The organism is Paenibacillus sp. N3.4, assembly GCF_008017805.1.
Lineage (GTDB): Bacteria > Bacillota > Bacilli > Paenibacillales > NBRC-103111 > Paenibacillus_E.
In genome coordinates this window covers 18294-43037 of the sequence record NZ_VRTT01000020.1, presented here as the reverse complement: position 1 = coordinate 43037, position 24744 = coordinate 18294, and the positions used below count along the sequence as shown (strand labels likewise).

Genomic DNA, 24744 nt, shown 5'->3' with positions numbered 1-24744 from the left:
TGATGGATACATATCAAATAATTGAATGGGGGCTAATAATGAGCAGCGCACAAGTGGATGAACACTCTTTTTTTGAACATGTCCATCGCTATTCTCCTTTTGGGGTTGCTTTCATTTCTTTAGATGGGCTTTTGGTTAAAATAAATCCGGCTTTATGTTCCATTCTCGGATACAGAGAAGATGAACTATTAAGGCTGAGCATTCAAACATTCTCCCATCAAGACGATTGGCCCAAGTGTGCCTTCCAAATCCAACATATAACAAATGGTTTATCGACCTCCTTTTCTATGGAGAAACGTTTTTTGCACAAAGATGGAACGATCATATGGGCATCGGTACATGTCATTTTAATAAAAGACGATACGGATGGAACACCTCTTTATTACCTTGCGCATATTACCGATATCTCCCAACACAAAACAGCTGAAAAAAAACTCCAGGAGTCTATTGAACGACATACTTCTCTGAAAAAATATAATCATGATGCTATTATTTCACTTGATTTGGATGGCACCATTATTAACGGCAACATGAAAGCGCAAGAACTCTTTGGCTGCTGCATGAGCGAAATTGTCGGGAAAAACTTTTTCCAACTTCATCGGAAAAGATAATCTCAACCATATTCTTTCCAGCCCTCAGTACGATCCATCGTTTGATAAGAAGATTGATCGTATCCGCCATACAGATGGGCATACCGTGGAAGTTTTGACGACGATTGCTCCCATCATTATTCAAGGTATTAATGTAGGCTTCTATGTTATCGCCAAAGATATGACCGAACAGAAACAACTCATCCTTGAGAAGGAAATCGCAGAAAAAACAAACCGAGCAAAGAGTGAGTTTCTGGCCATGATGAGCCATGAAATTAGGACACCGATGAATGGTGTGATCGGTATGACCGATTTACTTTTGGAATCAACAACCTTGGATGATGAACAAAAAGAATTTGTGGAAATTATTCATAAAAGCGGAGAAACGCTGCTAACGATCATTAATGATATTTTAGATTTTTCCAAAATTGAATCCGGCAAAACAGAATTGAACGACTTCCCATTTAGCGTCCGAGACACCATTTTAGAGACCTTTAGCATATTATCAACGAAAGCTGAAGAGAAACAGTTAACAACAAGTTACTCCTTGGATCGGAATGTGCCTCTTACCTTAATTGGAGATTCGGAGCGTTTGAAACAAGTACTTCTAAATCTGGTGAGTAATTCAATTAAGTTTACAACTTCAGGCGGTATCTCCATTCATGTCAATAAACGTGTACAAGAAGACCAACTTGTGCAGCTTGAATTTATTGTCAAAGATAGTGGTATTGGGATTACGACGGATAAAAGAAACTTTGTATTCGAGCCCTTCTCCCAAGTCGATCATTTAATGACCCGCAAGTATGAAGGAACCGGATTAGGTCTCGCGATCAGCAAGAAGCTTGTTCGATTAATGGGGGGAGATATCTGGGTAGAGCCTACCGACGAACCTGGGACAACCATCATCTTCACGATTTGTCTCCAAGAAGATCTGTCTTCCATTCATTCGCAAATCAACGATCATGAAGCTGTGAACTCAAGCCCGCTTCAAATCCTTATCGCCGAAGATAATGTCATTAACCAAATTGTATTGAACAAGATGCTGGAGAAACTGGGGCATTTCACCACCATAGTTGCTAATGGTGATGAAGTCGTTCGCAGCGCACTGAATACCCCTTTCGATATCATTTTTATGGATCTCCATATGCCCATGATGAACGGAATTGAAGCAAGCAGAATCATTAAGCAATCGCTTCCGCCTGACAAATGCCCATTGATAGTCGCAGTGACCGCGAATGCCTTGAAAGAAGATCGTGAAAACTGTCTGGCTGCTGGAATGGACGATTATATGAGTAAGCCCGTTAAGAGCAAATCTATCCATGAATTGATTGAAAAATATGTAAAAAATAAAGGAAAGACAGCCCGTTTGACGCAAACCGAATAATTTCCCATTATAGAAAGGGGCTGTCCAAACCTTACTTTTTCCAATCCTGAACAAACTTATCAAAGCTATCCAGCGGCGCGGCTCCCATCATTAATACAGTCTCTTCTCATAGCTTATCTGGAGCCCCTCAGCGATGACTTCCGCGGTAAACTCATTAGAGTTGACATGAGCTGCTAAAATAGTTGGAACGGACGGCAGATGTTCCTCAGCTTGCCAGGTTGTGCTATCCCATACGCCTGATCGCATAAAAGCTTTGGCACAATGAATGAAGCATTCTTCCACCTCTACGGCAATGCAAAGTAAAGGTTTTTTATCATGCGCAGTCATCTGCTCCAAAATTTCATCATCTTTGATCACATAGGCACGCCCATTCACCCTCAGCGTTTCTTTAAGCCCGGGAATAATAAAAAGAAGACCTACATGAGGATTCGTTAGCAAATTTCGAATAGAATCTATCCTGCGATTCCCAGGCCTTTCTGGAATAACCAAATAATGATCATTCAGAATAAGGACCGATCCTGAAGCATCACCTCTGGGCGAAACATCACAATGCCCGTATTCATCTGAAGTTGAGAGGAATAATAAGGGTGACATGGCAATGAAATCTCGACAATGTTTATCTAAGTGATGGATGGCTTTTTGCTTAACAACTTCGCTTGAAAATCCGACTATGTCTCTAATCTCTTCTTCCGATTTCAATATTTGCTTGAAAGGTACGCTCATCGAATGGCCTCCATTAACGTATTAGCTGAAACTCCGCTAAAAGATATTCGTGTAAATCCCTTAATTTTCCTTCTGAAGAACTATTTCTAATTCAATTTCGCATGATGAACGATTTTAGTGTAGAATGCTATAAAGAACTATAAATAAACCGTTTTTGAATTAGGAGATGCACAAATGTCCAATGATGAAATCATTTTGACCCCAGAGGGATTAGCGAAGTTAGAGTCCGAGCTGGAGGATCTGAAAACTGTAAAGCGTAAAGAATTATCCGAACGGATCAAATTGGCCATTAGCTACGGCGATTTAAAAGAAAATAGTGAGTACCATTCTGCCAAAAATGATCAATCCTTCATGGAAACAAGAATCTTGACGATTGAACGCATGTTGAAAAAAGCAAAGGTCGTTAAAACCCTGGACAATTCAAAAGTTCAAGTTGGTTCCACGGTGATCCTGAACGATATCGAATTCAAGGAAACCATCACGTATAAAATCGTAGGTTCCTCTGAAGCGGATGTTTCCTTAAATAAAATTTCATACGAAAGTCCATTGGGAAATTCCCTTATGAATAAATCCGTAGGCGATAAAATTAGTGTAAATGCCCCTATGGGCGTCATCTCCTACGAATTGCTTGAAATCAAAACCGTTTAATTCTATGAAACATTAGAAATAGCCTTGTCCTCTGAAGCCAAAAGCTTAAGGACAAGGCTTTTCTTTTGCTGAAAAGCGCTTCATTCGGCGCATGTTAGAAAAACCACTAGCCGATGGCTAGTGGTTTGGAACGAACCGACTATGTTGTTGAATGGCGGTATGAACAAATTCTTCAAAATCTTTTTTGTCGGATGAAAATTTGAAATCGGTTACACCCGTATTGTAATCGATTACAGAAATAGCCACATGATTCAAAGGATACTCAGGGATTGGAGCAGAGGCAAGTGAAATACTTTTAAAAGGGTAAATCGTGGTTTCACCATAGAAACGCAGCACAGTTAAATGATCATCTCTTAATTCCAAAGAAATATGTTGATCAGCATCAGTGAAACTTTTCAATGCACTCATGATTATCAATCCTCCTCCTTGTCCTTTATTTTACTCCGAAACTTCGATATAAAGAAGCCCAAAATAAAAATAAAGTTTGACTAGTGACATTCTTGGCGTTCAGAAGCTGGACGAGGCGCTTGAGCCGTCAACGGAACAAACAGAGGGAACTGAGGCCCCTGCTTAGTATACAGCTTCATTTCAGAACAAAAAAACAAATTCTGCCCGCCCTAAAGGGACAGAATCTGTTTTTTATTTTATGCCATAAATCTGCAAATCGTAGATCGACCAAAAGTTACCTGCTTTGGCGGTTTGAACAATCTTCACGTATCTAACTCTCTGTTCATTAAATCGAATATCAGTTAATAAAGCGCCTGTACCTGCAGCCACTGACGCTGCCCAATTCACGCCGTCATTCGATACGTATACCTCATATTTTCTTGGATAGTCGTTCGGTGACCCATTGCTCTTGAGCACAATTCGGTTTATTGAATAGAAATCATGCATATCAATGGTGAAATATTGCCCAGGGAGTTGTGCCTTTCCTGTATCCCATCTTGTGTAGGGGTTGTCGTCTATCGCATTTTGGGGCTTACCGGTACTACTGCTTACCTCCCATTGCGTTCGACTTAATGAGACATAATCCGTTGCTGTTGCCGTTGTTTCTTCGGAAAGCAGCGAGGTGCCGGATACTCTGATTCGATAAGAATAAGCGCTGCCTGCTTTCGTCTCCTTATCGACATAATGGTTTTGATTCACTTGCTGCGCAATGAGTTGATAGTTATCGCTCGCATTCATTTTGCGCCATATCTCATAGCTTTTCGCGCCCTCCGGCTCCATCCAACTCAGTTCAATGGCGTGATCTTGTATCGGCTTCGCTTCGACCCAGCTGGGCGCTTTGATTATGACATCCTTCGTTCTTGTTAATATGTATTGGACCGCTTCACCCGGACCTAGTGTCTCCTTAAATATGAGGGTAGGAGATGCTTGCAGTCCCCCAACCACTGAGCGCGCCGACTCATAGGTGTCCCCAGCGCCGAATCTTTCCCCTTCATACACCGCAGCCTCTGGCATTGTCACTTTTACTTCCATGGTCAGCCTGGTGGTTCCAAAATTGACGAAATTGACTAACACTTTGTTGGACGTTTCCTCCGAACCTGGCAGTGGCGGCAAGGCAGAGGTATCCACGCCGCGGAAGTAGACAAGCTTGTCTTGCAAAGCATCCTTATTCATCACTTCATAAGTCAGAGGACTGCCATGCGTGGCATATGCCACGTTCAGCCGACGTGTGATGCCAACCCTTGAGTCTTGATCCGGCAAGTTTGTATGAATACGTGTTAATGCAGGATTATGAGTATTCAAATCAATGCCTGAATCGAACAATGCATAGTTAGGATAGAAAGCCGCGTGCTGCATGAATATATCCGCGTACCCAATATGAGCCCTCATGATGCGATCAAAGACGGCAGATTTGGGCTGTGAAGCTCCGTAAACTTGCGGATCTACATGGGAGTCCGACGTTCCGTACTCGGTGTTCAGCATCCATTTGGGCAGCCCATCTTCGGACCCCTTAAACATTTGTAAATTTTCTAAGAAGCTCCCACCTTTATTATCTGCATAGGAAGTACCATAAGCATGCCCATTGCTCAGATCAGTCACTTTTTCCAGCTCAAGTCTTTGCTCAGGGTCTCCTTCCCATCCATCAGGATTTCCACAGGCAGGGCTCCCGGAACCCGTTTGATTGCGACAGGCTCTAACTGCATACTTCGGCGCATAAGCCCAACCCGGCGCTACTGTTTTCAAATGTGGAGCTAAGGCTGGAATATGCGCTTTTAACCAAGTCGCTATTGCTAAATTAACAGCTTTGGAACGATTAAATAAACCAGGTTCATTATCGATCTCATAATATTGAAAATAGTTCCCATACTGCGTAAGATAATCACGCAGCTTGTTCTCTGCATCCGCTGGCAAAGTGCCGTCCGCTTGCAGCTTAATGTTCCCCGTATGCAAATGGAGCGCTACTGCTTGGGTATGATAATCGCGTAAAGTCTCATAATACGATTGGATCGATGAACAGCCCTGCGCCACATCGGTAGCGCAATCCACCCTCATGACGTTGCCGCTGTAAGCGATGCCCAGCCATTTCAGCACGTAAGGAAGATGTCGAACAGCTCCTTCATCGTAATAAAATGAGAGATTGCTAACTTTCGTGCCCGATTCGACATATTTACCGTGTATCGGCTCCTGCGCAGGCGACTCCAAAGACTCGAGGGATAAATAATCCCATTTCCACCACAAAAATTTATCCTCAGCTGTCGAGCAGTATAAGCATCCTTCAACCGAAAGCTTCAATTCGTTAGTTCCTACTTGCAACTGCTCTTTGGGGATATACAGCTCATAAGTCTTCTTATAAGGATAGGTACTCGAAGTCCCTCCGACGCCTGCAATCTGTATCAAACCAGCCAGCATCCGGTTAGAAAATACTGCCATCTGTGGAGTAGCCTTATGAGCATCCAGAATCTTAACCTGAAAGAGGACCCCATGTTCCGGCAGTTTGTCAAGAGCGTAACGAATCGTAAACGTGCTATTAATCGATTTATTAAGCCCCTGGGGCACGGCTAACCAATCCGTCTCTGGATTGTCATCCTGAGAGATTGTAATGCTTTGAAGCCGCGTACTTGCTTTGGCAAACTCCTCAAAGGAATCATCCTGCTTGCCCAGCATCCATAATGTATCACCCGCGGTGTATGACAATGGAATCACATCTTTACTTACAAGAGCTTCTTTGGCTGCAGCGCCATCATTACGAGAGGCTGAGATCATGATAAGAAACAGCATCCAAACAGCCGGTAAAACGATATATCTCATGGAAGTAGTTTTCATCCTGCTCTTTTCCTTTCCATAGGGATACCGTTCCTTCGCTAGGGAAGAAAAAAGGCATGCTCTGGAATTATTTCTTTCGTTTGGGAGGGACTTGCCCACATCACTTTAGCTGCAGCTCCATTCGTATTATTATAATATTCCACTTTAAAATCGACAGGTGTTCCAGCCGTCAACGCAATCGTCCCAGTCCGTTCTACCCAGCTCTGATTAAACCAACTGTCAATCACAAGCAAACCGTTCACCCAAACGCGAATGCCATCATCGCTCAATGTCGATATTTTGTACGTTTCTGTATATAGAGGCTTTAGTTTACCTGTCCATCTCACAGAAAAGGTATCGGCCTGCATCGATGGATAGGGCGCTGTGTTGAACCAATTAAAATCAATCTTGGCGTCTTCTTTCACTTCTTTTAATGCTGTGAAATCCATATTATCGTAATATTCTGCATGAAGCCCATTGCGAATGGCTATGGAAGACATTTTTAAAGGAAGCAAAAACGATTCTCTTGTCAACAATTTTGGATGCGAATAGAACGATTTGATCTCTTCCGCGGCATTATTATCAGCTAGCATCTTTCCCCAAGTCATAACATAGGCCCATTTGGGTTGTTTACTCAGAATCGTGCTACTTGGCAATTCGCCATTTTCGCCGATAGCGACAGGCTTACCTTTGGCTAATTCAACAATTTTATCGTAGTAGTCCGATTTATAGTCATTGTCATAAATATCAACAGCAAGTACATCAACCTTGCCATCACCCGGATAAGTGGCATTGTAAGCGTCCGATGAGGCGTTAGGCGCATTGGGGCTCCATACCCACAATAAGTTGTTCAATTGATGAACGCGGACGAAGCGATCATACATAATATTCCACAACGCGGTGAAGTTCGACTTCTTCCCCCACCAGAACCAATCGCCATTCATTTCATGATAGGGACGCCATAGAACCGGCACACCTGCATCCCGTAATTGGCCTAAATACAATGCCGCTTTATCCAGATCCGCGATCAATTGCTTATATTGCGAGGTGCCCGGGGTTACATACAGATCAAAATCAGCTTGGCTCATTCCTTTTTTGACATTCGACCAGCACAGACAGGTTCCCGGAATGCTTTCGTGGTACGTAATGCTCACCAGACCGCCTGCTTGACTCCATTCAATGGCACTGTTCACCACATTTTGTCTTTGCGAATCCAATTGACTAGCCGTTTGGTTCATAATCGCTCCAAACTCATATCCGTGGAGAGCCGGATATTTGCCAGTCACCCCCTTCACTTTCTTGCTCCATTCATCTGGACTTTCCAAGTAATCATGCTGTCCGCTAATGGTCATCACACCCGATATATTGTACAAATACTGCAGCACTGATCTGGCTTCAACCGTTGCTTTCGAATTGATGGGTAAACCTGACGCTTGTGAAATTGTTGGGTGTGTGAGCAAACTCGGTGATAGGAGACTTAATAGAAATAATAAGGAAACCACCTTTCTGAACACACCCGCCTTTCCGATATTCAACATCATCTAACCTCCAGTTTGATCGTGTTAACAATAGGCTTACCCAATGATGGCTGATCAGAACACGTATCCTACTGTTAGATCAATCACACCAGGCATTTTTCAATTTTTTCCATTTCTATTTCGTTTTCAAATGAAAGATAGCCTTCCATTCTTAAATTCGAATAGAAGGCATTGCTTATGTTCTAATAGCGACATTTAAATAAACTAATGAAGTGGAATATCCTTCCATTCCATACAGATACGGACTGTATCTTCTTCAATTAATTCCGTTCCGCTTTGGACTTCAATAAACTCTACATCCGTAATCGCACGAATGCTATGCCTTGTCCCTTCCGGAATACGAACAACATCCCCTGGCTTTACTTGATACAGCTTGTCATTGATGACGATATCTGCCACGCCGCTAATTATCGTCCATACCTCACTTCGCTTGTAATGGAGCTGGTAGCTTATGTTTTTGCCGCTGCGCACGAGAATGCGCTTGGTCAAAACTTCATTTTCCTCCGTATATTTCACATAGTCGATGACACGATAGCGTCCCCACCTGCGCTCTTCATACATCGGACGTTTTTCAATTTTATTCATGACTTCCTTGATTCTTGGACTCTCCGATTTGGCAGTCACCAAAATCCCGTCCGGACTGACAGCAATAACCGCATCTGACACTCCAATCACGGTAACCGGGATATCAAGTTCATTAATCAAATGTGTATTCACTGAATCACTAGTAACAATCCCCGTACCAATCTGAGAGCGGCTCATTTCTTCCGTCAATGTATTCCAAGTCCCGAGATCTTTCCAATACCCGTCATAAGGGACGACAACAACGCTAGCTTCTTTTTCCACAACTTCATAGTCAAAGCTGATCTTAGATAACTTGTTATAATGTTTGAGCATCGCCTCATACTGAATAGGAATCCCTTTTTGAACCATCACCTCTATGAGGTAACCCAAACGGAAAGCAAAAACACCACAATTCCAAAGTGCTTTTTGCTCGATTAAAGCAGCAGCCTGTGCACGATCAGGCTTTTCAACAAAGTGATTCACCCTTAGCGCTTCAGTCCCTGCGAGGCGTTTGTCTGAAGGAACGATATAGCCGTATTTTTCAGAAGGAACACTAGGCACTACGCCCATTAAGGCTAGGTTTGCATCCGTTTCAGCCAATACATTCTCTAATTCTTTTATTTTACGGAAAAAAGCTGCGTCTACAAAAGGGTCTACAGGCATCACCGTGATGACCGTATCCAAGGGCAGGCTTTCGACATCATACATGTACGTTGCAGCAAGCGCGATGGCTGGAAATGTGTCTCTTCTTTCTGGTTCTACAATCAAAGGGGATTCGCTGCCTAATTGACTCATAATCATCTCAACCTGAGAGCGATTCGTCGCCAGATACGCGGAATCACCGAGCCCTGCTTGTTGGAGCTGCCTCCACACGCGCTGTACCATGGATTCACTTTTTCCCTCTGAATCTTCAAGAACTTTGAGAAATTGCTTGGATCTTGAATCATTGGACAAAGGCCACAACCGTTTACCCGAACCGCCGGAAAGAAGAACTATTTTCATCATGAACACGCTCCATTCCATTTATTGTGAATACTTCTTTTTAGTTAAGCAAGTGCCTTGTTACGGGTGGAATGCTTCATATCGGGTCTGCCCACAGAATAGTAACTAAGACCCGTACCTTCAATCTGTTCTTGCGTGTAAACATTGCGACCATCTATCAAATTAGGTTGTTCCATAATGAAAATGAGCTGAGATAACGGAACTTCCTTGAATTCATTCCAATCGGTCAACAAACAAATCGCGTCAGCCCCTGATGCTGCTTCCAAAGCATTCTCACACCACTGGATGGCAGGGTGGTCAATGCGTTCCCTAAATCGATCCATCGCGATAGGATCATACAATTTCAATCTTGCTCCCGCATGCAGCAGCGTTTCAACAATTTCAATGGAGGGCGCGTAACGAATATCATCCGTATTCGGCTTGAAGGATAACCCCCAAATGCCAATGACCTTTCCCTTGAGCTTTTTCAAGGTTGCCTCCAGCTTTGTAATTATTTTATAACGCTGCGCTTTATTGACTTCGACGACGGATTTCAGCAATTGAAATTCATAATCGACATTGCCGGCAATTTGAATGAGCGCATCTGTATCCTTGGGAAAGCAGGAGCCGCCATAGCCGATTCCGGCATTTAGGAAGGAAGCGCCGATTCTTGGATCCTTGCCCATTCCTTTTGCTACCTCCATCACATCAGCGCCAACCTTTTCGCATATATTGGAAATTTCATTAATGAACGATATTTTTGTAGCCAAAAATGCGTTTGATGCGTATTTGATCATCTCCGCGCTGCGAATGCTTGTAATGAAAATTTGATCGGTAAATGACCGATGGAGTGCGATAAGCCGCTCCGCTAAATGCGGATTATCCAATCCGATGACAATTCGGTCTGGATGAAGGGTGTCATCAATGGCCGAGCCTTCCCGCAGAAATTCAGGAATCGAGACCACATCGAAAGGCTCCATGGTATTCATCGATAGAATCATGTGAATATGCTCATTGGTGCCTACAGGCACCGTACTTTTAGTAGCTATAATTTTATGGCCATTCATAGCTTTCCCAATTTCGATAGCCGCCTGCTCGATGTATTGCAGATCAGCTTCACCACTCGGTAAGGAAGGGGTACCAACGGCAATAATGACAAGGTCCGATTGCTTGATTGCCTGAGACAGGTCTGAGGTAAATGCCAACCGTCCCTCTTTCAGGTTTCGTTCCATTAACGCCTCAATACCAGGTTCATAGATCGGTGACATGTGGTTTTGCAGCTTTTCTATCTTTTGTTTATCATGATCGACACAGATAACCTGATTGCCAACTTCAGCAAAACAAACACCGGAAACTAACCCTACATAGCCCGTCCCGATTACTGCAATTTTCATAAGATCACTGCCCCTCTCTGAATTGTTGATATGCTGTACCCATATAAACTTTGAAGGTATCCATAAAAGCTTTCTCATCGAATTTATTCGCGTGATTCATAATTTTCCCAACATCCCATGCATGGCTCTCCACTTCATCAATCGCCCCCAGAAGATCGTCAACTTCCTGCCGTTTGAAGAACACGCCATTCACAAGGGGCACAATGGTATCCAATGCTCCTCCTGCCTGATAAGCGACAACAGGTCTGCCAGCAGCATTCGCCTCCAACGGCGTAATGCCGAAGTCTTCCTCGCCGGGGAAAATCAACGCTCTGCACTCCGCCATCATTTTCGTTACCGCTTTATCATCCAGTCTCCCCAGAAATCGAACATTCCCTTTAGCCATCTGCTTCAGTCGCACCATATCAGGTCCCTCGCCGACGATATACAGCGGAAGACCATTGCGATTAAAGGCTTCAACGGCCAGATCGATCCGTTTATAGGAGACGAGTCGGGATACAACTAAATAATAATTTTCGATCGACGTTGTGCTATGAAAACGAGAAGTATTTATGGGTGGAAAAATAATATCGGCGTCACGTTGGTAATAATTCCGTATCCTTTTCTTGACGACAGAGGAATTGGCAATAAATTGATTCACATTGACGGATGTTTTTTGATCCCAATGCTTCAGTCTGTCGATATATATTTTCAAAAGCCGCTTCATGACGCTGGATTTGGATTGCCGCTCCATGTACGTATCGTAATCCCAAGCGAAGCGCATTGGCGTATGGCAGTAACAGAGATGAAACGTTTCTTTCGGCACTTGAATACTTTTCATAAAAGCACTGCTGGAGCTGAGAACGATATCGAATTCGCTGAAATCAAAATCCTTAATAGCAAAAGGATACAGAGGAAGCATCTCTTTAAAGTGATTTTGCCCTCCGGGCATTTTTTGCATCCAAGAGGCACGAATATCCGCATCTCGCAGTTCGTCAAGCAGCCCATTACTTTTAAACATCGTCGTGTAGATGGGGGCGTTCGGAAACATTTGGTGAAACACCTCGACGACTCTTTCCGCCCCGCCCATTTGAACCAAATAATCATGCGCTATAGCTATTTTCATTTGATCCATCCTTTTGTTTACTTGAGATCTTATCACGAGCTCGCAATGAGACCTGCATAGTAATGAGTGATTTGGGTAACTGTTCGTTCAATAACAAAATGCTGCTCAACGCGTTTGATGCCATTCTCACTCATTCTGCGTCTCTCTTCGGGCCGGTCCAGTAAAAACCGTATCGATTCAGCAAGGAGACCTGGGTCACCCGGCGGAATGAGGAGCCCTGTTTCACCATGTACCACGGTTTCTGTCGGACCTCCTTCATTAGAAGCGATGACAGGCAAACCTGCCGCCATACCCTCTACGATTACCTGACCGAATGGCTCAGGCGTTATGGAGGTATGAACCAGAAGATCAGCTTGCTGCATCAGCGTCTGTATATGATCGACATGGCCCAATACTTTAACATGGTGCAATTGATCAGCTTCCATTTGCTTCAGCAGCCTCTGTTTATAAGCATCTTCACCGAATAGGGCATCGCCGGCTAACCAGAACTCGACCTGTTGATCACGTGGAAATGACTTTGCCGCTTCAAGCAAGACATGTTGTCCTTTCCATTCCGCTAATCGCCCGACTAAAAGCACAATATATGGTTTATTGGTTCTTCTTACAGGAAGAATCGGATTAAAGGCTTCAGCGAAAGCCGAGTAGAGCACTAATGTTTTCTTCGATTTAGGCAGTTGAAGGGCGTTCAGGGTAGATTTGGAATTTGCGATTACGCCATTAGGCAGTAAACGCGACAACCAGCGTATAGCTTGAGCAACGATCGGTTTCAAGTAAGGCACGCCAATATGGTCCCTGATATGCCAGATAAGTGGAATTCCAGCCATTTTGGCGGCAACAGCGCCATAAAATGCCGATTTTAACGAATTCGTATGAACGCAAGCTACTCCTTCTTTCTTCAACAATTTCGAGAGCCTTTTGCCATAGGTGAAAAGCTCAGCGCCTGCGGTTACAGCCTGCAGATTCACCGCATTGCGATTGCGGTTGCGCACTTTATCGCTTAAGGGTACAACACGGACATCAATGCCTTTAGCCCTTAAGCGGTCGACCAAAGAACCTTCCTCAGCTACAATGACCAGCGGGTCCACTTCGCTTCCCAAATGTGTAATCAAGTTATAAAGCGCGACTTCCCCCCCGCTCCATCTAGCGGTATGATCCAAATACGCTACTCTCAACATCCTTCTCGTTTCCTCCTTTCCGATTGGTTTGAAGCCGAGTATGGCCATTGCGACCATAAACGATCGAATGATGATCAATGACAGATTTAAAAATTAGTTCCACCTGCTCGGAAACATGCTCCCACGTGTAATGGGCCATCACATGATCTCTGCATTGTTCCGACGTCGGCCAATGCTCGCGCTGATTAAACATCCGCAGAAGACCTGCTGCCATATCACGGCTGTTTTTGCTGGCGAACAGCATCTCGGGACGGAATTTCTGCAAAATTTCTCGATTGCCGCCAACCGGTGTCGCCATAACCGGAATTCCTGCCGCCATGGCTTCCACTGTAATGAGTCCAAATCCCTCTAACGCTTGGGATGGAACAACGAATAGGTCGGCTGCCTGATAATAGTCTGTAAGCTCACTGTCTGGTATATAGCCAAGCAGTTGAACACGAGACTGCAGACCATATTCAGCAATTCGGCGTTCTAACTCATCTTTGAGCGGCCCCTTGCCGCCAATGAGCAGCACAGTATCTGGAATAAGCGGCGCTGCTTCCTTCCAAGCATCAAGGAGTTGAAGAAGGCCCATTCGATTCACAAGTCTTCTTAACGTCAATATCACGTTAGTTCCTTCAGATAGACCTAATTTATCCTTGATCCCTATGCGATTCGTCGCAGGCTTGAAGCGCCAAATATCTGCCCCGCCTGATACGATGTGAATCTTTGAAAGCGGCACTCCGTAATCGTGGTGCAAAATATCACGAAAGGTTTCACTTAATACAATGAAAGCATCCGCCAGCCGATAAGCTTTCATTTCCATATTTTTTGCGATGAGTGCTTTGATGCGCCCCTTTAATCCCTTGCTTCGACTTTCATCTCTTCGCTCCAAGGACCATGAAATGTCATGACAACCGGGATATTACGCTTTTTAGCTTCCATAGCTACACCTAAGCTGTAAGGAGCAAAGTGCGAGTAAACAATATCCATTTCCTTGTTATCCATCAACCACGCTGCATGGTGCCTGAAGGCCTCTCGTCTTTTGCTCAGCTTCAACTGAGTCTTGGCTACATTCGTAACGCTCATCCCATCCCGAATGACTGGATCGTCTGCGCTACAGACCAAAGCCTGCACATCATGGATTTCTGACAATTGTTCGCAAATGTGTTTGAAATATGTGTTTAATCCGCCGGGCTGCGCCGAAGGCCATCCCATTCCCGTAGACAGGATGCGCAAACTATTGTTGAATCGCATAGGCATTTCCCTCCTTGATGGACTCTTCTTTTGAGTGAATAAGCTTTTTCTTTACAAGCAGCAGTTCATACTGTTTTAAACAGACAAGAAACTCATAAATCGCCCAAAATACAGAGACGGCAAGACCCGGAATCCCCTTTTTATACAAGCCATGAAACATATACTTTTGCACAAATCGCAAGGGAGGGCGTACAATCATACGCAGCATGTTGAATCGTTTGCCCATAGCTGCTGCGCCTTGCGCTTCCAAGTCGGTGTATTTGTTAAATCGCTGAATATGATCGTGAATACTCCGAAAACCGTAATGCCACAGCACACCTGGCAGCTCTAGCACCTGGTCATTCGCAACATCCGGTGTTTCGTGCACAAGACTATCTCTATACTGAATCTCTGTACGATTATAGAGACGAACAAGCCGTTCCCCTTTTCCCATCCAGCTTCCCAAAAAGTCACCGATACGTAGAACTGCATAAGCTTTGCTCTTATCCGATAAGTGCCCTTTCAGCTCCTGAATAGCTACTGCCAAGGATGCATTCACAACTTCATCGGTATCGATGACGAAAATCCAATCATAGGCTGCGCGATCACTTCCATAAATACGCTGTTTGGCATAACCCGGCCAAGGATTGCTGTATACACGACAGCCCAATTGCTCAGATACACTTACAGTTGCGTCTTTGCTTCCCCCATCTATGACAATGATTTCGTCTGCAAAAGACTTGCAAGAGATGATCGCATTTCCGATTCTTGTTTCATCGTCCTGTGCAATGATGACAACAGAAATCCGATTATCCCTTACTGTTTCACTACGGTGACTCATCGAACTCGCCCCTCTCTCCTAACTTTTCATCGATTATTTGGATCTATAGGCAGATACAGCCGACATTAACCAACGAACGTCCTCTTTATTAATGAACAATTTAGGAAGCTTCGTCTTCAGAGTGAACTTCACATTGATCAGAATAAAAATGAACCGCAGCACACCCGATAACAAGATGGCTATTCCTGCCCCTACTAATCCGAACTTCGGAATGAATACGATTAGGAGTGGAATCACAATCAATAGCCCTGTTCCTTGCAAAATCGTGACAATCTTGGGTTTACCAAGCGCCATAAATGCTTGTGCCAGAACCATGGTTCCTCCGGATAAAGAGACTTCGAAGAGCAGCATGCGAAATACGCTAATGGCTTCTTTAAAATCAGGACCATACAGAAGTGGCATCACGAAAGGTGCTACCAGCATGATGACAAGGGAACAAAAGAAAGCGATGCAAGTGCTGATCCTGTACACCCGAAAGGTCATATCCACCACCTGATCCTTAGGCAGTCCCGATGCTTTCGGAAATAAGACCACAATAATTGAGGTGGAGAAAATATTGACCACTCGAGAAAGACTTACGGCTACGGCATAAAGCCCTAACTCTGTAGGATTAAGCAATCCAACAATGACAATTTGGTCAATATAGTACGAAATATTACCCATCAAATCATTGCCGTAGGAGCCAATCCCATATTTGATCAAGGTCTTAAAGGATGAAAAGACATCCTGAAATACGAATTTGTATTGCTTGAGCAATCGTACGGTTGTCCATATATAAAATGGAATCGCCGGAGCTAAATAGGCAACTGCCGAAGTGTATGGGCTCATCGTTTTCGTGACAATGAGAATTCCCAAACAGACGAGCGTACTTAGTGGAACCAGAAAGCGCAGACGGTTGAACCGCTTATATTCGCCTCTGACCTGCATCATCGCATTATTAATTTGAGACAACACAATCAAGGGAACAAGCAGCATGGACCATTGCGAGAATAGCACCACACTGCTGGAATACGTTGCCAGCCAATAGGGTAAAATGAATATCCCAATGGCCATGGCTAGCACGCCTGCTGTCAAACCCATCCCAACGGCTGTCGTATAAAGCTTGGCGGAATCCTTCATATTCTTTTTTACGTTGTAAATGATGGCGGAGGGAATTCCGAATGTGAAGCTAAAAGCAAGAAACTGCGACCATAATACCATCGCCGTTTGTTCCCCCCTGCCCAAAGGGCCCAGAAAACGCGCAGTCAAAATACCAGTAAGCATGTTAATCATTAAGATCAATACACTGAAAAACATCGTTTTAACTGAATCCGCCATATGGCTCTTGCTGGAGAAAAAAGATTTAATGAAGCTCAATAACGGTTTAATTCGGATAGTCTTCAAGTCTACCGGCTGTTCCATCTATCCTTTGCCTCCTCCCTTGAGCGATCGTTTTGTGAGCCATAATCCCAATTCCTACAACCATCCATAGGAGAAAGCCTTTTAAACCTGTGTAGCCATTTTCAAAAACGAGACAAACGATGCTGCCTTCCAAGGCTGATAGCGCCAGTCTGGTATAAGAAGTCAGTCCACCAGTTTCTTTCCTTCGGGAAATGAGATATTTAATGACCAGCCAAAGTGCCCAGAAAAACAGGATGCCGCCGATAATACCGAACGTAAGAAAGATCGCAACGAATCCATTGTCAAAAATGCCGTATTCGCCAAGCGCCCCATCATTACTTAGCTTCGTGCCCACACCAATGCTGCCTAATCCTAATCCTTGCGGTTTACTAAATAACATAGGAAAAACCGTATGAAAAAAGTCCAATCTTTCGTTATACGAATGATCATCTTGAATAGCGGTCATCGTATCCAAACGAGCTAGGAGCCCTTGTGCTCCCGGAAGCTTAGGAATAATCACATACATGGCTGCGATGACAGCGGATAACTGGGCTAGCAATTTCCACTTTTGTTTTCCCGCTGAAACAGCGGTATAGATGACGATATCGATAAACAACATGACCCAAGCTGAACGAACGAGTGTGATAAGCAGTCCTACCGTAACGATTAGAATACCTATCCACCCTAATGGCCCGCGCCACTTTTTCTCCAAAATCATCGGTGCCAGCGCGGTTCCCATATACATCCCGGCAGGTCCGGGTGAGTTCAGTGTCGAGAACACTCTTATCTCCAGTGGATAGGGCTTGCCAATGGAGCTCATTTCCACATGGTTCATCCAAAAGGCATCCCAAGGCGGAACAACGATATACTGCATAATACCGTAAAGCGCGACTAAGATAGCCGTATTCGAAAAAGCAACAATTAATCGATCTAAAGCTTTATGATCGAACTTCGATAGCGCAGCATAAGGGATAATCAGCATCGGAATCAGGTAGTTAGCCAAATCATAAAATGTTCCTGTACCATTCTTAGCAAGACCGATCAAGCTTCCGTACATTAATGCCATAGAAAGGTAAAGCAGCAATCTATAAATCGGCGACTCTAATTGATGCAATTTGGATAAAACCGGAATAATGATAACAGCACTTGTAAGAAGAGGTGCAATACTTAGCAAGGAAACCGAGTGGTAGGTGCCTTCCATCCAATCCTCGAATCTTCTGACCTCAGGACATATCACCCAAACCAGAAGAATATAAGGGATCAGGCGACGTGAATCCAACATAGCCAAAATAAAGGCTGGAAAGAGCAGAACAGAGAGAATTGCAATTTGGGCACTTACGTCAGGACTCATGGTCGCACTGCAATAACCGATGACGATCGAAATGAACAATGTTGAGCCTAGCAGCAAGGTTGTTGTTTTGCCTGCATAAGTGAATACGTTCGTATAACGTCCTATTAGGGATTTCATAGCCATTCCGGGCTGCCCGTTTTCCGCTTAGTCATTCTGCTTAGAAAAACCATTATTGATTCCCGCTCCTTCCCGCTTCATTTTTGAATTGTTTCACGACCTCCAATCCCAGCATGACAAAAAACATGGAATCATGAACCAAATATCGCTTCCACAGTCTTCTAGGTTCTTGTGCTAAACGCCAAAACCATTCAAAGCCTGTTTTTTGCATCAGATGAGGCGCTCTCTTCACAGAGCCTGAAAGAAAATCAAATGTAGCACCAACCCCAATGGAGATAGGCACTTTATAATGCATGTAATGGTTATAAATCCACTTCTCTTGCTTGGGCGCACCTACACCCACAAAGACAATATCTGGCTGAGTATCAATCAGCATTTGTATTATCTGGGCATTCTCTTCTTCCTTGTTTTCAAATCCATAAGAAGGCGAATAGCAACCCACGATATTAAGATTTGGAAAACGTACCTTTAAGTTTTTTATGGCTTGCTCAGGTATGCCCGAGGCAGAGCCTAGAAAAAACAGCTTATACTGCCGATTGGCGAAAGCCTCGCCTAACTTTGCAAACAGGTCGGAACCGGATACTTTTTGCTTCAGAGGTTTTCTCAGCATCTTGGAAGCCCATATGATCGGCATACCATCTGCGACAATCGCCCCTGCATCGGCATATACCTGCTGAAACTCAACATCCTTTCTGAGCTTAATCAAATGGTCGACATTGCAAGTCAAGATGTAAGAATGACTTTTCTGGCTAATGACATCCTCCATGAATGCCAAAAGATCCTGAAAATCATAATTATCGAAATTAACATCGAACATATTTACTCTATTCATCAGATCACTTCTTCTTTTTTCGAATTTGTCGTTGATAGGACATACAAACAGTTCAAATACCAGCAGAAAGGAATGATGAATTGTACCGTAGATAAAGTGTTATCCGAAAAGGAATACATAAAAAAAGCCAAGATAAACGCCGCATAATACACTTTAATTCGCCTTGGAACAACCTTATAGATGGAGACAAACACAATAAGTAAGGATAGAAACAACAGCATGCAGCCGATATATCCAGCATCGTAATAGAAGCGAATATATTCATTATGAGGAACTACAAACCCAGCATATAAGCTGCCGTCATTGGCTACCGTAACGGCTCCCAGTCCTCTGCCGGCTAAAGGAGAATCCTTCACATCGTTCAGAAAATAGCTCCAGGCCTCCGTTCTTCCAGACAAATCAATTCCCGTACCCGTTTCTCGTTCAAAGGAACGTTTCGTCATATTGTCCCACTGCACATATACCGCTGCGCCGATTAAGGTCAAGGAACAGACCAAGGGAATTATGAGCATTAATTTCCCCTGCATATACTGTTTGACCATATCGTAGAAATAATAAGCAGCCATCGCGAGCATAGCCAAAATCGGCCCTCTCGTGCCTGTGGCTATCAGGACGGCAAAATTTGCTGCTAGTGTGGCATAATAAAATTTGACAGAAGCAGGATTGCGTTTGGTTTCGATTAAAGCGATCGTGATGCCAAGGAATGCCAACATGGCCAAATGCGGTGCTATATTCGCACCTTGTACTCGAACGGCTCCTGTAAATTCAACATTAAGGAATGCGTACACATGAACCAATTGCAAAATGATGCCTGTCCCGACGCTGATTAACGGTAGTAAACAAATGATGCGAATATGCCGCTGAGCCGTTTCCCTTTTCCATTTAATCATCAAAAAGAAGAACGGCAGCGTCAGTCCAATGAATGCTTTTAAAGTGATCGATGTCGTCAGCCTAGGGTGCCATTCCGCCAAGAAAAGGTAAGGAACAACATGACCGCAAACGCTGCTATCGGGTAAATCAGCTTGACACGCAATCCGTTTTGCAGCATACAGGGTATAAGCAGAATCAGGATACCCAGCTTATAAAGAGAAAGGATCTCCATTCCGCCTACACTTTGATTAATAATGTAGTTAATGGAGATGGCCGTTGATCCCAGGACCACATAGCTTACCCTTTCCGGATGATGAATGGATAGAAGCAATAAGAGAAAAACAGCTACCCCCATAACACTCACCAGAGGTTGATAAACGGCTGCAACGCCCATCATCATTGCCATTCCCGCAAAAATGATACCGTAATATGTCTGTCTTTTACCCTGTTGACCTGTATGATCCGCCATATAAGCCCTCATCTGGTTAATCGCCTATTTCTACGTCTATGCAGCGTGTGAACCGTTCCTCTTATACTTTCCTTTCGGCACGTGACCAACAGCTTTCTTCCCTTTGTTCGAGCAAATAGGGAAGCCACTCCGATATAGAGCAGCTTCGCTGCAACTAGGCCAAGGAGAACAAATCTGCTTTTCAAGCCCTTTGACATATAGCCGTTCGTCACACCTTGAAAATAATAACGTTTCTTAATCCAATCCTGTGTCAATCGGCTATCCGGAATGAAATGAACAACAGCCATGGCAGGATGGTAGAGAATCGTTTTTTGCTGTTTTTTCATCTGTTGAAATAACCAAGATTCCTCCCCCGATAACAGGAGATCTCCGATACGCCCCAGATTGGTAGGAAACAAATGGTTTTCAAGAAAGGATTTGCGAATCGCCATGTTAGCGCCAAAAGGATGTCTGTTCCCTGGATATTCCTTGACGAGGTCTCCCATATCAACGATGGTATATGGCAGCTCGAACGCTGTGATTAACCAATCCGGGCGTGAACTTTGGAACCTCGGATGAATCTTTCCACCGATGGCATCTACATCTTGTCGGCTATCGAGCGTTGTCAAAATGGTCGTTATCCATTCGCTGCATGGAATCGCATCGTCATCGAGAAAAGCGATTATATCACCTTGAGCTTCCGTAATTCCCCGATTTCGGGCAGCTGACAATCCTTGTGTTTGTTCAAAAAGATAGCGGGCCGAAATGGGACTAGGTTGGCTTCCGATAAACGATTGCGAAACCCTTCGTGTTAGATCCGTGGAATTGTTATCGACAATTAAAACCTCCGCGTATTCTATAGCCTTAAGTGCGGGTATGGAGTCAAGGGTTGTCCGCAGCAGCTCTGCACGATTATAGGTGCAAATGACGATCGATATTCTTGGTTTTGACGGAATCAACACCAGGTAAGCACTCCTCTCGCTTTAGAAGGCGTCTTTAGAACCAAGAAGTACAGCAAATGTTTTGGCGATAATTTGGAAATCCAAGAAGAGACGACGATTTTTGATATACGTTAAATCGAGCTCCACCATTTCTTGAAAGCTAACATTACTTCTTCCGCTGACTTGCCATAAGCCTGTACAGCCAGGCGTAACCGCTAAGCGTTTTTTATCATAAGCTGTATATTCTTTGACTTCACTTGGTAATGCAGGTCTTGGTCCGACTAAACTCATGTTTCCAATAAGCACATTCCACAACTGTGGCAGCTCATCTATGCTGGTTTTGCGAAGAAATCGGCCTACACGCGTGACACGAGGATCGTTTTTCATCTTGAACATCGCGCCCTCGACCTCATTCTGATGCATTAATTGCTGCTTCAACTCTTCCGCGTTCGATACCATCGAGCGAAACTTGTACATCGCGAACAGCGTTTCGTCTTTGCCGACACGATCTTGCTTGAAAAACACGGAGCCTTTGGAGTCCTCTATTTTGATCCAGAGCGCAACGATCATAAATAAAGGCATTAAGAACAAAATTCCAATAAGCGATAACACAATATCGAGCATGCGCTTGATGAACAAATAGGAAGTTAGGCTTTTGCCGCTTCGTGCCGCTTGCTTTGAAGCAGATGATGTGGCATAAAAACCTTTTTGCGGTCTTACATACTCAAATTCCTCCTGCAGTTCGCGCAAACCCATTCTCGCCACCTCCTAAATGCTCCAATATAGGCTCATATTGTTCTTTGATCAGGATGGTAGCCATAGCGTCCAGCAAATCGAAGCGAAGATCTTTGCTTTCAAGAGCAAAAGCCATGGTAGTTAAAATGTAGCCTAGACGTTCACCTACATCATAACGGATACCGTCAAAATGATAGGCAAGTACGTTTTCAATCTGATTCAGCTTTTGGATGGCATCCGTCAGTTGAATTTCTCCGCCGGAGCCTTTCTCGTGAAGCTCAAGAAAATCAAAGATTTTGGGTGTAAATACGTATCTACCCATAATCGCAAGATTCGAGGGAGCTGTCCCTAACCTGGGTTTCTCAACAAAGTTATTCACTTGATATAGGCGGTTATTTTGCTCGCCGGGATCAATAACACCGTAACGATTGGTCAATTCAGGAGGAACCGTCTGAACACCAATTACTGAATTTTCTGATAATTCATATTGTTGAATGAGCTGTTTAAGGCATGGCACCTTAGCTGTCACAATATCATCCCCCAGCAGGACGGCAAACGGCTCGTTGCCGATGAACCTTCTGGCACACCATACGGCATGTCCCAGACCTTTGGGTTCTTTCTGACGGATATAATGAATTTCTACTTTCGCCGAACGCTGTACTTCCTTCAGAAGCTCCAGCTTACCGGTTTCCAGCAGTTTATTTTCCAACTCAAAAGCGTTATCGAAATGATCTTCAATCGCTCTTTTCCCTTTGCCCGTTACGATAATAATATCTTCGATACCGGATTCAATAGCTTCTTCCACGATGTATTGGATAGTTGGTTTGTTGATGATGGGCAGCATCTCTTTGGGCATGGCTTTCGTGGCAGGCAGGAACCTCGTTCCTAGTCCCGCAGCCGGAATAATTGCTTTTTTCACCGTTTTCATCTCTATGATCCTCCTATCGATTATGGAAATTCGTGCTTTTATCTAAGATGTGAACACAATGCCAAGCATTCTGGCCCCCGACTGTTCAAGTTGGGTTCTCGCTTGCTTCGCCCATTCTCGCTTCGTGCGGCCGTTCTTAACAATAAGCAGCACACCATCGCTATACTCGGTAAGCAAGCTTGCATCCGTGTAATCCAAGGCTGGCGGGGAATCCATGAGTATCACATCATACTGCTGCTTAAGTTGATTCAATAATTCCTCCATCTCAGATGAGCCTAGCAACTCCGAAGGATTTGGCGGTTGACCTCCGGCTCTAATGAGATCAAGACCTTTAACCTCCGTAGGTGAAACAATGTCTGTGAGCGCAGCGCCTCGGTTCAAATAGTGGACAAGTCCTTTGCCGTTCTTTGCTGCAAATATTTCTTGCAGATCAGGATGACGCAAATTTGCATCTATAAGGACAACGGACTTGTTCTCTTGAGCATACGTTATCCCCAGATTGGCTGCTGTCGTTGTTTTGCCTTCTTGTCCCTTAGCAGAGGCAACCATAAGTACAATCCCTTTGTCCTCAGTCGTTACAATTTTTTTGTACCGGATTGCCGTTCGCAAAGACCGATACGACTCCGCTACTGAGGAGACTGGCTCTAATTCGGTAACGAGTATCTTACTTAACCGTGACATAGGGTTGTTCACCTACCTCTCTGCGCTTAGCCTTCGCAAGTTTCTCATTGCTGTTCTTTTGGATCGCTCCAATCGAAACGAGGACAGGCAATCCCACCACATGTGCGGCTTCTTTTTCCGATCGGATCGTATCATTGATATTTTCTAAGAAAAAGAAAACGCCGATTGCCGCCATGGCTGATAGCACGAAACTGACTGCCAAATTGATAATGATGCTTGAATTCACAGGTAGAGGTTTGACAGTCGCATCTGATACCGACAAAATTTTGACGTTGTTCAAATTCATCAAACCAGGCACCTCACCGATAAACGTATCCGCTAATGCCTTGGTGACCATGATTGCTTTCTCATAACTCTTATCTTCGAACTCGATCTTAATCAGTTGCGTTTTGTCCGTCGAGCTTACCTTCAAATTTTTCAACAGCTCTTTAGGGATTAATTTGAATTCCGGATGACTCTGCAACAGCAGATTAATCATATGATCCGACTTGATAATCTCCTTGTAGCTTTCGATAAGGTTAATATTTTTCGATACTTCATTCAGATCGATCGCTTCTTCACTCTTGACCATACTGTTAACTAATATTTGCGTATTGGCTTTATATACGGGAACAACGAATGTCTTGCTTACATAAAACGTAGTCAGACAAGAGAGAAGAACGAACAGAGCAATCATCCACAGCTTTTTGCGAATAAGTACAAAATAATCCAGTATTGATTTCTCCACGGTACCCTCCCGAAATAATTAGTTGCTTCTAAGCTGGTACACTTTTATGAAAGTGTTTTATTTTTCTGTACACTACGAATTATATGGACGCTGCATCACTCCTTTTTCCTGTTGCACACGTCTATTCTTTTGACAATATGCAGCTAGTCCGCAATCCCTTGAAGCACTTCGCGTCAAAATGGATAGCATGCTGATTTATGTCAAACATTTGTTTATACATAAAATTTTATATGAATTACCAGAATTATGATATTACCCAATGTTATGATTTTTAGGGTCTATTTTGTATATAACCTTCTGGCTATATGTAACGAAGACACGGTATAC

The 24744-nt window shown here is 43.9% G+C and carries 24 protein-coding genes; 3 read left to right on the top strand and 21 right to left on the bottom strand.

The genetic code is table 11. From position 1 onward, the window contains the following. Positions 1-38: 38 nt before the first annotated feature. On the top strand, positions 39-611 hold the full coding sequence (locus FU659_RS37115) for a PAS domain-containing protein (RefSeq protein ID WP_261807795.1): 573 nt from the start codon (positions 39-41) through the stop codon (positions 609-611). Then, on the top strand, positions 571-1974 hold the full coding sequence (locus tag FU659_RS12360; protein WP_261807794.1) for an ATP-binding protein: 1404 nt from the start codon (positions 571-573) through the stop codon (positions 1972-1974). Before FU659_RS37115 ends, FU659_RS12360 begins: the two co-directional genes overlap by 41 nt. A gap of 90 nt (positions 1975-2064) precedes the next feature. On the opposite strand, the gene FU659_RS12355 is transcribed toward FU659_RS12360, so the two are convergent. Then, positions 2065-2697: a pyridoxamine 5'-phosphate oxidase family protein gene (locus FU659_RS12355; protein WP_147947861.1), complete on the bottom strand. Its 633-nt coding sequence runs from the start codon at positions 2695-2697 to the stop codon at positions 2065-2067. A gap of 174 nt (positions 2698-2871) precedes the next feature. Between FU659_RS12355 and greA the strand changes: the two genes are divergently transcribed. After that, entirely contained in the window at positions 2872-3345 is a 474-nt protein-coding gene (gene greA, locus FU659_RS12350) for a transcription elongation factor GreA (protein WP_147947860.1), read from the top strand. Between the two features lie 117 nt (positions 3346-3462). On the opposite strand, the gene FU659_RS12345 is transcribed toward greA, so the two are convergent. The 20 genes from FU659_RS12345 to FU659_RS12260 all read right to left on the bottom strand — a co-directional run bounded on the left by FU659_RS12345 (position 3463) and on the right by FU659_RS12260 (position 24417). After that, positions 3463-3753 (bottom strand): hypothetical protein, encoded by a 291-nt coding sequence (locus FU659_RS12345; RefSeq protein ID WP_147947859.1) that lies wholly within the window; start codon positions 3751-3753, stop codon positions 3463-3465. A 231-nt stretch (positions 3754-3984) separates the two neighbouring features. Beyond that, on the bottom strand, positions 3985-6615 hold the full coding sequence (locus FU659_RS12340; protein ID WP_147947858.1) for a discoidin domain-containing protein: 2631 nt from the start codon (positions 6613-6615) through the stop codon (positions 3985-3987). 38 nt (positions 6616-6653) lie between these two features. After that, on the bottom strand, positions 6654-8135 hold the full coding sequence (locus tag FU659_RS12335) for a glycosyl hydrolase (RefSeq protein ID WP_187274113.1): 1482 nt from the start codon (positions 8133-8135) through the stop codon (positions 6654-6656). 201 nt (positions 8136-8336) lie between these two features. Continuing rightward, on the bottom strand, positions 8337-9698 hold the full coding sequence (locus FU659_RS12330; protein WP_147947917.1) for a sugar phosphate nucleotidyltransferase: 1362 nt from the start codon (positions 9696-9698) through the stop codon (positions 8337-8339). 44 nt (positions 9699-9742) lie between these two features. Beyond that, positions 9743-11071 (bottom strand): UDP-glucose dehydrogenase family protein, encoded by a 1329-nt coding sequence (locus FU659_RS12325; RefSeq protein WP_147947857.1) that lies wholly within the window; start codon positions 11069-11071, stop codon positions 9743-9745. A 4-nt stretch (positions 11072-11075) separates the two neighbouring features. Beyond that, the gene (locus FU659_RS12320) at positions 11076-12176 is read right to left on the bottom strand and encodes a glycosyltransferase (protein ID WP_147947856.1); all 1101 of its coding nucleotides are present in this window, start codon (positions 12174-12176) and stop codon (positions 11076-11078) included. Positions 12177-12208: 32 nt separating this feature from the next. Then, a complete protein-coding gene (locus tag FU659_RS12315; RefSeq protein ID WP_147947855.1) occupies positions 12209-13351 on the bottom strand; it encodes a glycosyltransferase family 4 protein in 1143 nt (380 codons plus the stop codon). Then, entirely contained in the window at positions 13317-14156 is an 840-nt protein-coding gene (locus tag FU659_RS12310) for a glycosyltransferase family 4 protein (protein ID WP_261807793.1), read from the bottom strand. The genes FU659_RS12315 and FU659_RS12310 overlap by 35 nt, the downstream gene beginning before the upstream one ends. A 32-nt stretch (positions 14157-14188) precedes the next feature. Further along, on the bottom strand, positions 14189-14587 hold the full coding sequence (locus FU659_RS37110; RefSeq protein ID WP_261807792.1) for a glycosyltransferase family 4 protein: 399 nt from the start codon (positions 14585-14587) through the stop codon (positions 14189-14191). After that, a complete protein-coding gene (locus FU659_RS12305; RefSeq protein WP_147947854.1) occupies positions 14571-15407 on the bottom strand; it encodes a glycosyltransferase family 2 protein in 837 nt (278 codons plus the stop codon). The genes FU659_RS37110 and FU659_RS12305 overlap by 17 nt, the downstream gene beginning before the upstream one ends. A gap of 33 nt (positions 15408-15440) precedes the next feature. Beyond that, positions 15441-16808 (bottom strand): lipopolysaccharide biosynthesis protein, encoded by a 1368-nt coding sequence (locus FU659_RS12300; RefSeq protein WP_147947853.1) that lies wholly within the window; start codon positions 16806-16808, stop codon positions 15441-15443. Continuing rightward, entirely contained in the window at positions 16771-18261 is a 1491-nt protein-coding gene (locus FU659_RS12295) for an O-antigen ligase family protein (RefSeq protein WP_261807791.1), read from the bottom strand. Before FU659_RS12295 ends, FU659_RS12300 begins: the two co-directional genes overlap by 38 nt. 46 nt (positions 18262-18307) lie before the next feature. Next, the gene (locus FU659_RS12290) at positions 18308-19087 is read right to left on the bottom strand and encodes a WecB/TagA/CpsF family glycosyltransferase (protein ID WP_147947852.1); all 780 of its coding nucleotides are present in this window, start codon (positions 19085-19087) and stop codon (positions 18308-18310) included. Continuing rightward, a complete protein-coding gene (locus FU659_RS12285; RefSeq protein WP_261807790.1) occupies positions 19087-19977 on the bottom strand; it encodes an O-antigen ligase family protein in 891 nt (296 codons plus the stop codon). The genes FU659_RS12290 and FU659_RS12285 overlap by 1 nt, the downstream gene beginning before the upstream one ends. 56 nt (positions 19978-20033) lie before the next feature. After that, positions 20034-20426: a hypothetical protein gene (locus tag FU659_RS37105; protein WP_261807789.1), complete on the bottom strand. Its 393-nt coding sequence runs from the start codon at positions 20424-20426 to the stop codon at positions 20034-20036. Between the two features lie 8 nt (positions 20427-20434). Then, complete coding sequence (locus FU659_RS12280) at positions 20435-21367, bottom strand: glycosyltransferase (protein WP_261807788.1); 933 nt, start codon at positions 21365-21367, stop codon at positions 20435-20437. A gap of 21 nt (positions 21368-21388) precedes the next feature. Further along, positions 21389-22102, bottom strand: coding sequence for a sugar transferase (locus tag FU659_RS12275; RefSeq protein ID WP_147947850.1), 714 nt, complete (start codon positions 22100-22102; stop codon positions 21389-21391). After that, positions 22071-23009 (bottom strand): UTP--glucose-1-phosphate uridylyltransferase GalU, encoded by a 939-nt coding sequence (galU, locus tag FU659_RS12270; RefSeq protein ID WP_147947849.1) that lies wholly within the window; start codon positions 23007-23009, stop codon positions 22071-22073. The genes FU659_RS12275 and galU overlap by 32 nt, the downstream gene beginning before the upstream one ends. Before the next feature lie 42 nt (positions 23010-23051). Beyond that, the gene (locus FU659_RS12265) at positions 23052-23690 is read right to left on the bottom strand and encodes a CpsD/CapB family tyrosine-protein kinase (protein WP_147947848.1); all 639 of its coding nucleotides are present in this window, start codon (positions 23688-23690) and stop codon (positions 23052-23054) included. After that, positions 23674-24417, bottom strand: coding sequence for a YveK family protein (locus tag FU659_RS12260; protein ID WP_147947847.1), 744 nt, complete (start codon positions 24415-24417; stop codon positions 23674-23676). The genes FU659_RS12265 and FU659_RS12260 overlap by 17 nt, the downstream gene beginning before the upstream one ends. Positions 24418-24744: the final 327 nt, after the last annotated feature.

Excerpts from the sequence above, each read along its gene's own strand:
- FU659_RS12295 (WP_261807791.1), bottom strand. The coding sequence starts at position 18,261 with ATGGCTATGAAATCCCTAATAGGACGTTATACGAACGTATTCACTTAT.
- greA (WP_147947860.1), top strand. The coding sequence starts at position 2,872 with ATGTCCAATGATGAAATCATTTTGACCCCAGAGGGATTAGCGAAGTTA.
- FU659_RS12275 (WP_147947850.1), bottom strand. The coding sequence starts at position 22,102 with ATGGGTTTGCGCGAACTGCAGGAGGAATTTGAGTATGTAAGACCGCAA.
- FU659_RS12305 (WP_147947854.1), bottom strand. The coding sequence starts at position 15,407 with ATGAGTCACCGTAGTGAAACAGTAAGGGATAATCGGATTTCTGTTGTC.
- FU659_RS12300 (WP_147947853.1), bottom strand. The coding sequence starts at position 16,808 with ATGGAACAGCCGGTAGACTTGAAGACTATCCGAATTAAACCGTTATTG.
- FU659_RS12335 (WP_187274113.1), bottom strand. The coding sequence starts at position 8,135 with ATGATGTTGAATATCGGAAAGGCGGGTGTGTTCAGAAAGGTGGTTTCC.
- FU659_RS12265 (WP_147947848.1), bottom strand. The coding sequence starts at position 23,690 with ATGTCACGGTTAAGTAAGATACTCGTTACCGAATTAGAGCCAGTCTCC.
- FU659_RS12325 (WP_147947857.1), bottom strand. The coding sequence starts at position 11,071 with ATGAAAATTGCAGTAATCGGGACGGGCTATGTAGGGTTAGTTTCCGGT.
- FU659_RS12315 (WP_147947855.1), bottom strand. The coding sequence starts at position 13,351 with ATGTTGAGAGTAGCGTATTTGGATCATACCGCTAGATGGAGCGGGGGG.
- FU659_RS12290 (WP_147947852.1), bottom strand. The coding sequence starts at position 19,087 with ATGAATAGAGTAAATATGTTCGATGTTAATTTCGATAATTATGATTTT.
- FU659_RS12345 (WP_147947859.1), bottom strand. The coding sequence starts at position 3,753 with ATGAGTGCATTGAAAAGTTTCACTGATGCTGATCAACATATTTCTTTG.
- galU (WP_147947849.1), bottom strand. The coding sequence starts at position 23,009 with ATGAAAACGGTGAAAAAAGCAATTATTCCGGCTGCGGGACTAGGAACG.
- FU659_RS12330 (WP_147947917.1), bottom strand. The coding sequence starts at position 9,698 with ATGAAAATAGTTCTTCTTTCCGGCGGTTCGGGTAAACGGTTGTGGCCT.
- FU659_RS37105 (WP_261807789.1), bottom strand. The coding sequence starts at position 20,426 with ATGGCGGATCATACAGGTCAACAGGGTAAAAGACAGACATATTACGGT.
- FU659_RS12285 (WP_261807790.1), bottom strand. The coding sequence starts at position 19,977 with ATGATTAAATGGAAAAGGGAAACGGCTCAGCGGCATATTCGCATCATT.
- FU659_RS12320 (WP_147947856.1), bottom strand. The coding sequence starts at position 12,176 with ATGAAAATAGCTATAGCGCATGATTATTTGGTTCAAATGGGCGGGGCG.
- FU659_RS12355 (WP_147947861.1), bottom strand. The coding sequence starts at position 2,697 with ATGAGCGTACCTTTCAAGCAAATATTGAAATCGGAAGAAGAGATTAGA.
- FU659_RS12310 (WP_261807793.1), bottom strand. The coding sequence starts at position 14,156 with ATGGAAATGAAAGCTTATCGGCTGGCGGATGCTTTCATTGTATTAAGT.
- FU659_RS37110 (WP_261807792.1), bottom strand. The coding sequence starts at position 14,587 with ATGCGATTCAACAATAGTTTGCGCATCCTGTCTACGGGAATGGGATGG.
- FU659_RS12340 (WP_147947858.1), bottom strand. The coding sequence starts at position 6,615 with ATGAAAACTACTTCCATGAGATATATCGTTTTACCGGCTGTTTGGATG.
- FU659_RS37115 (WP_261807795.1), top strand. The coding sequence starts at position 39 with ATGAGCAGCGCACAAGTGGATGAACACTCTTTTTTTGAACATGTCCAT.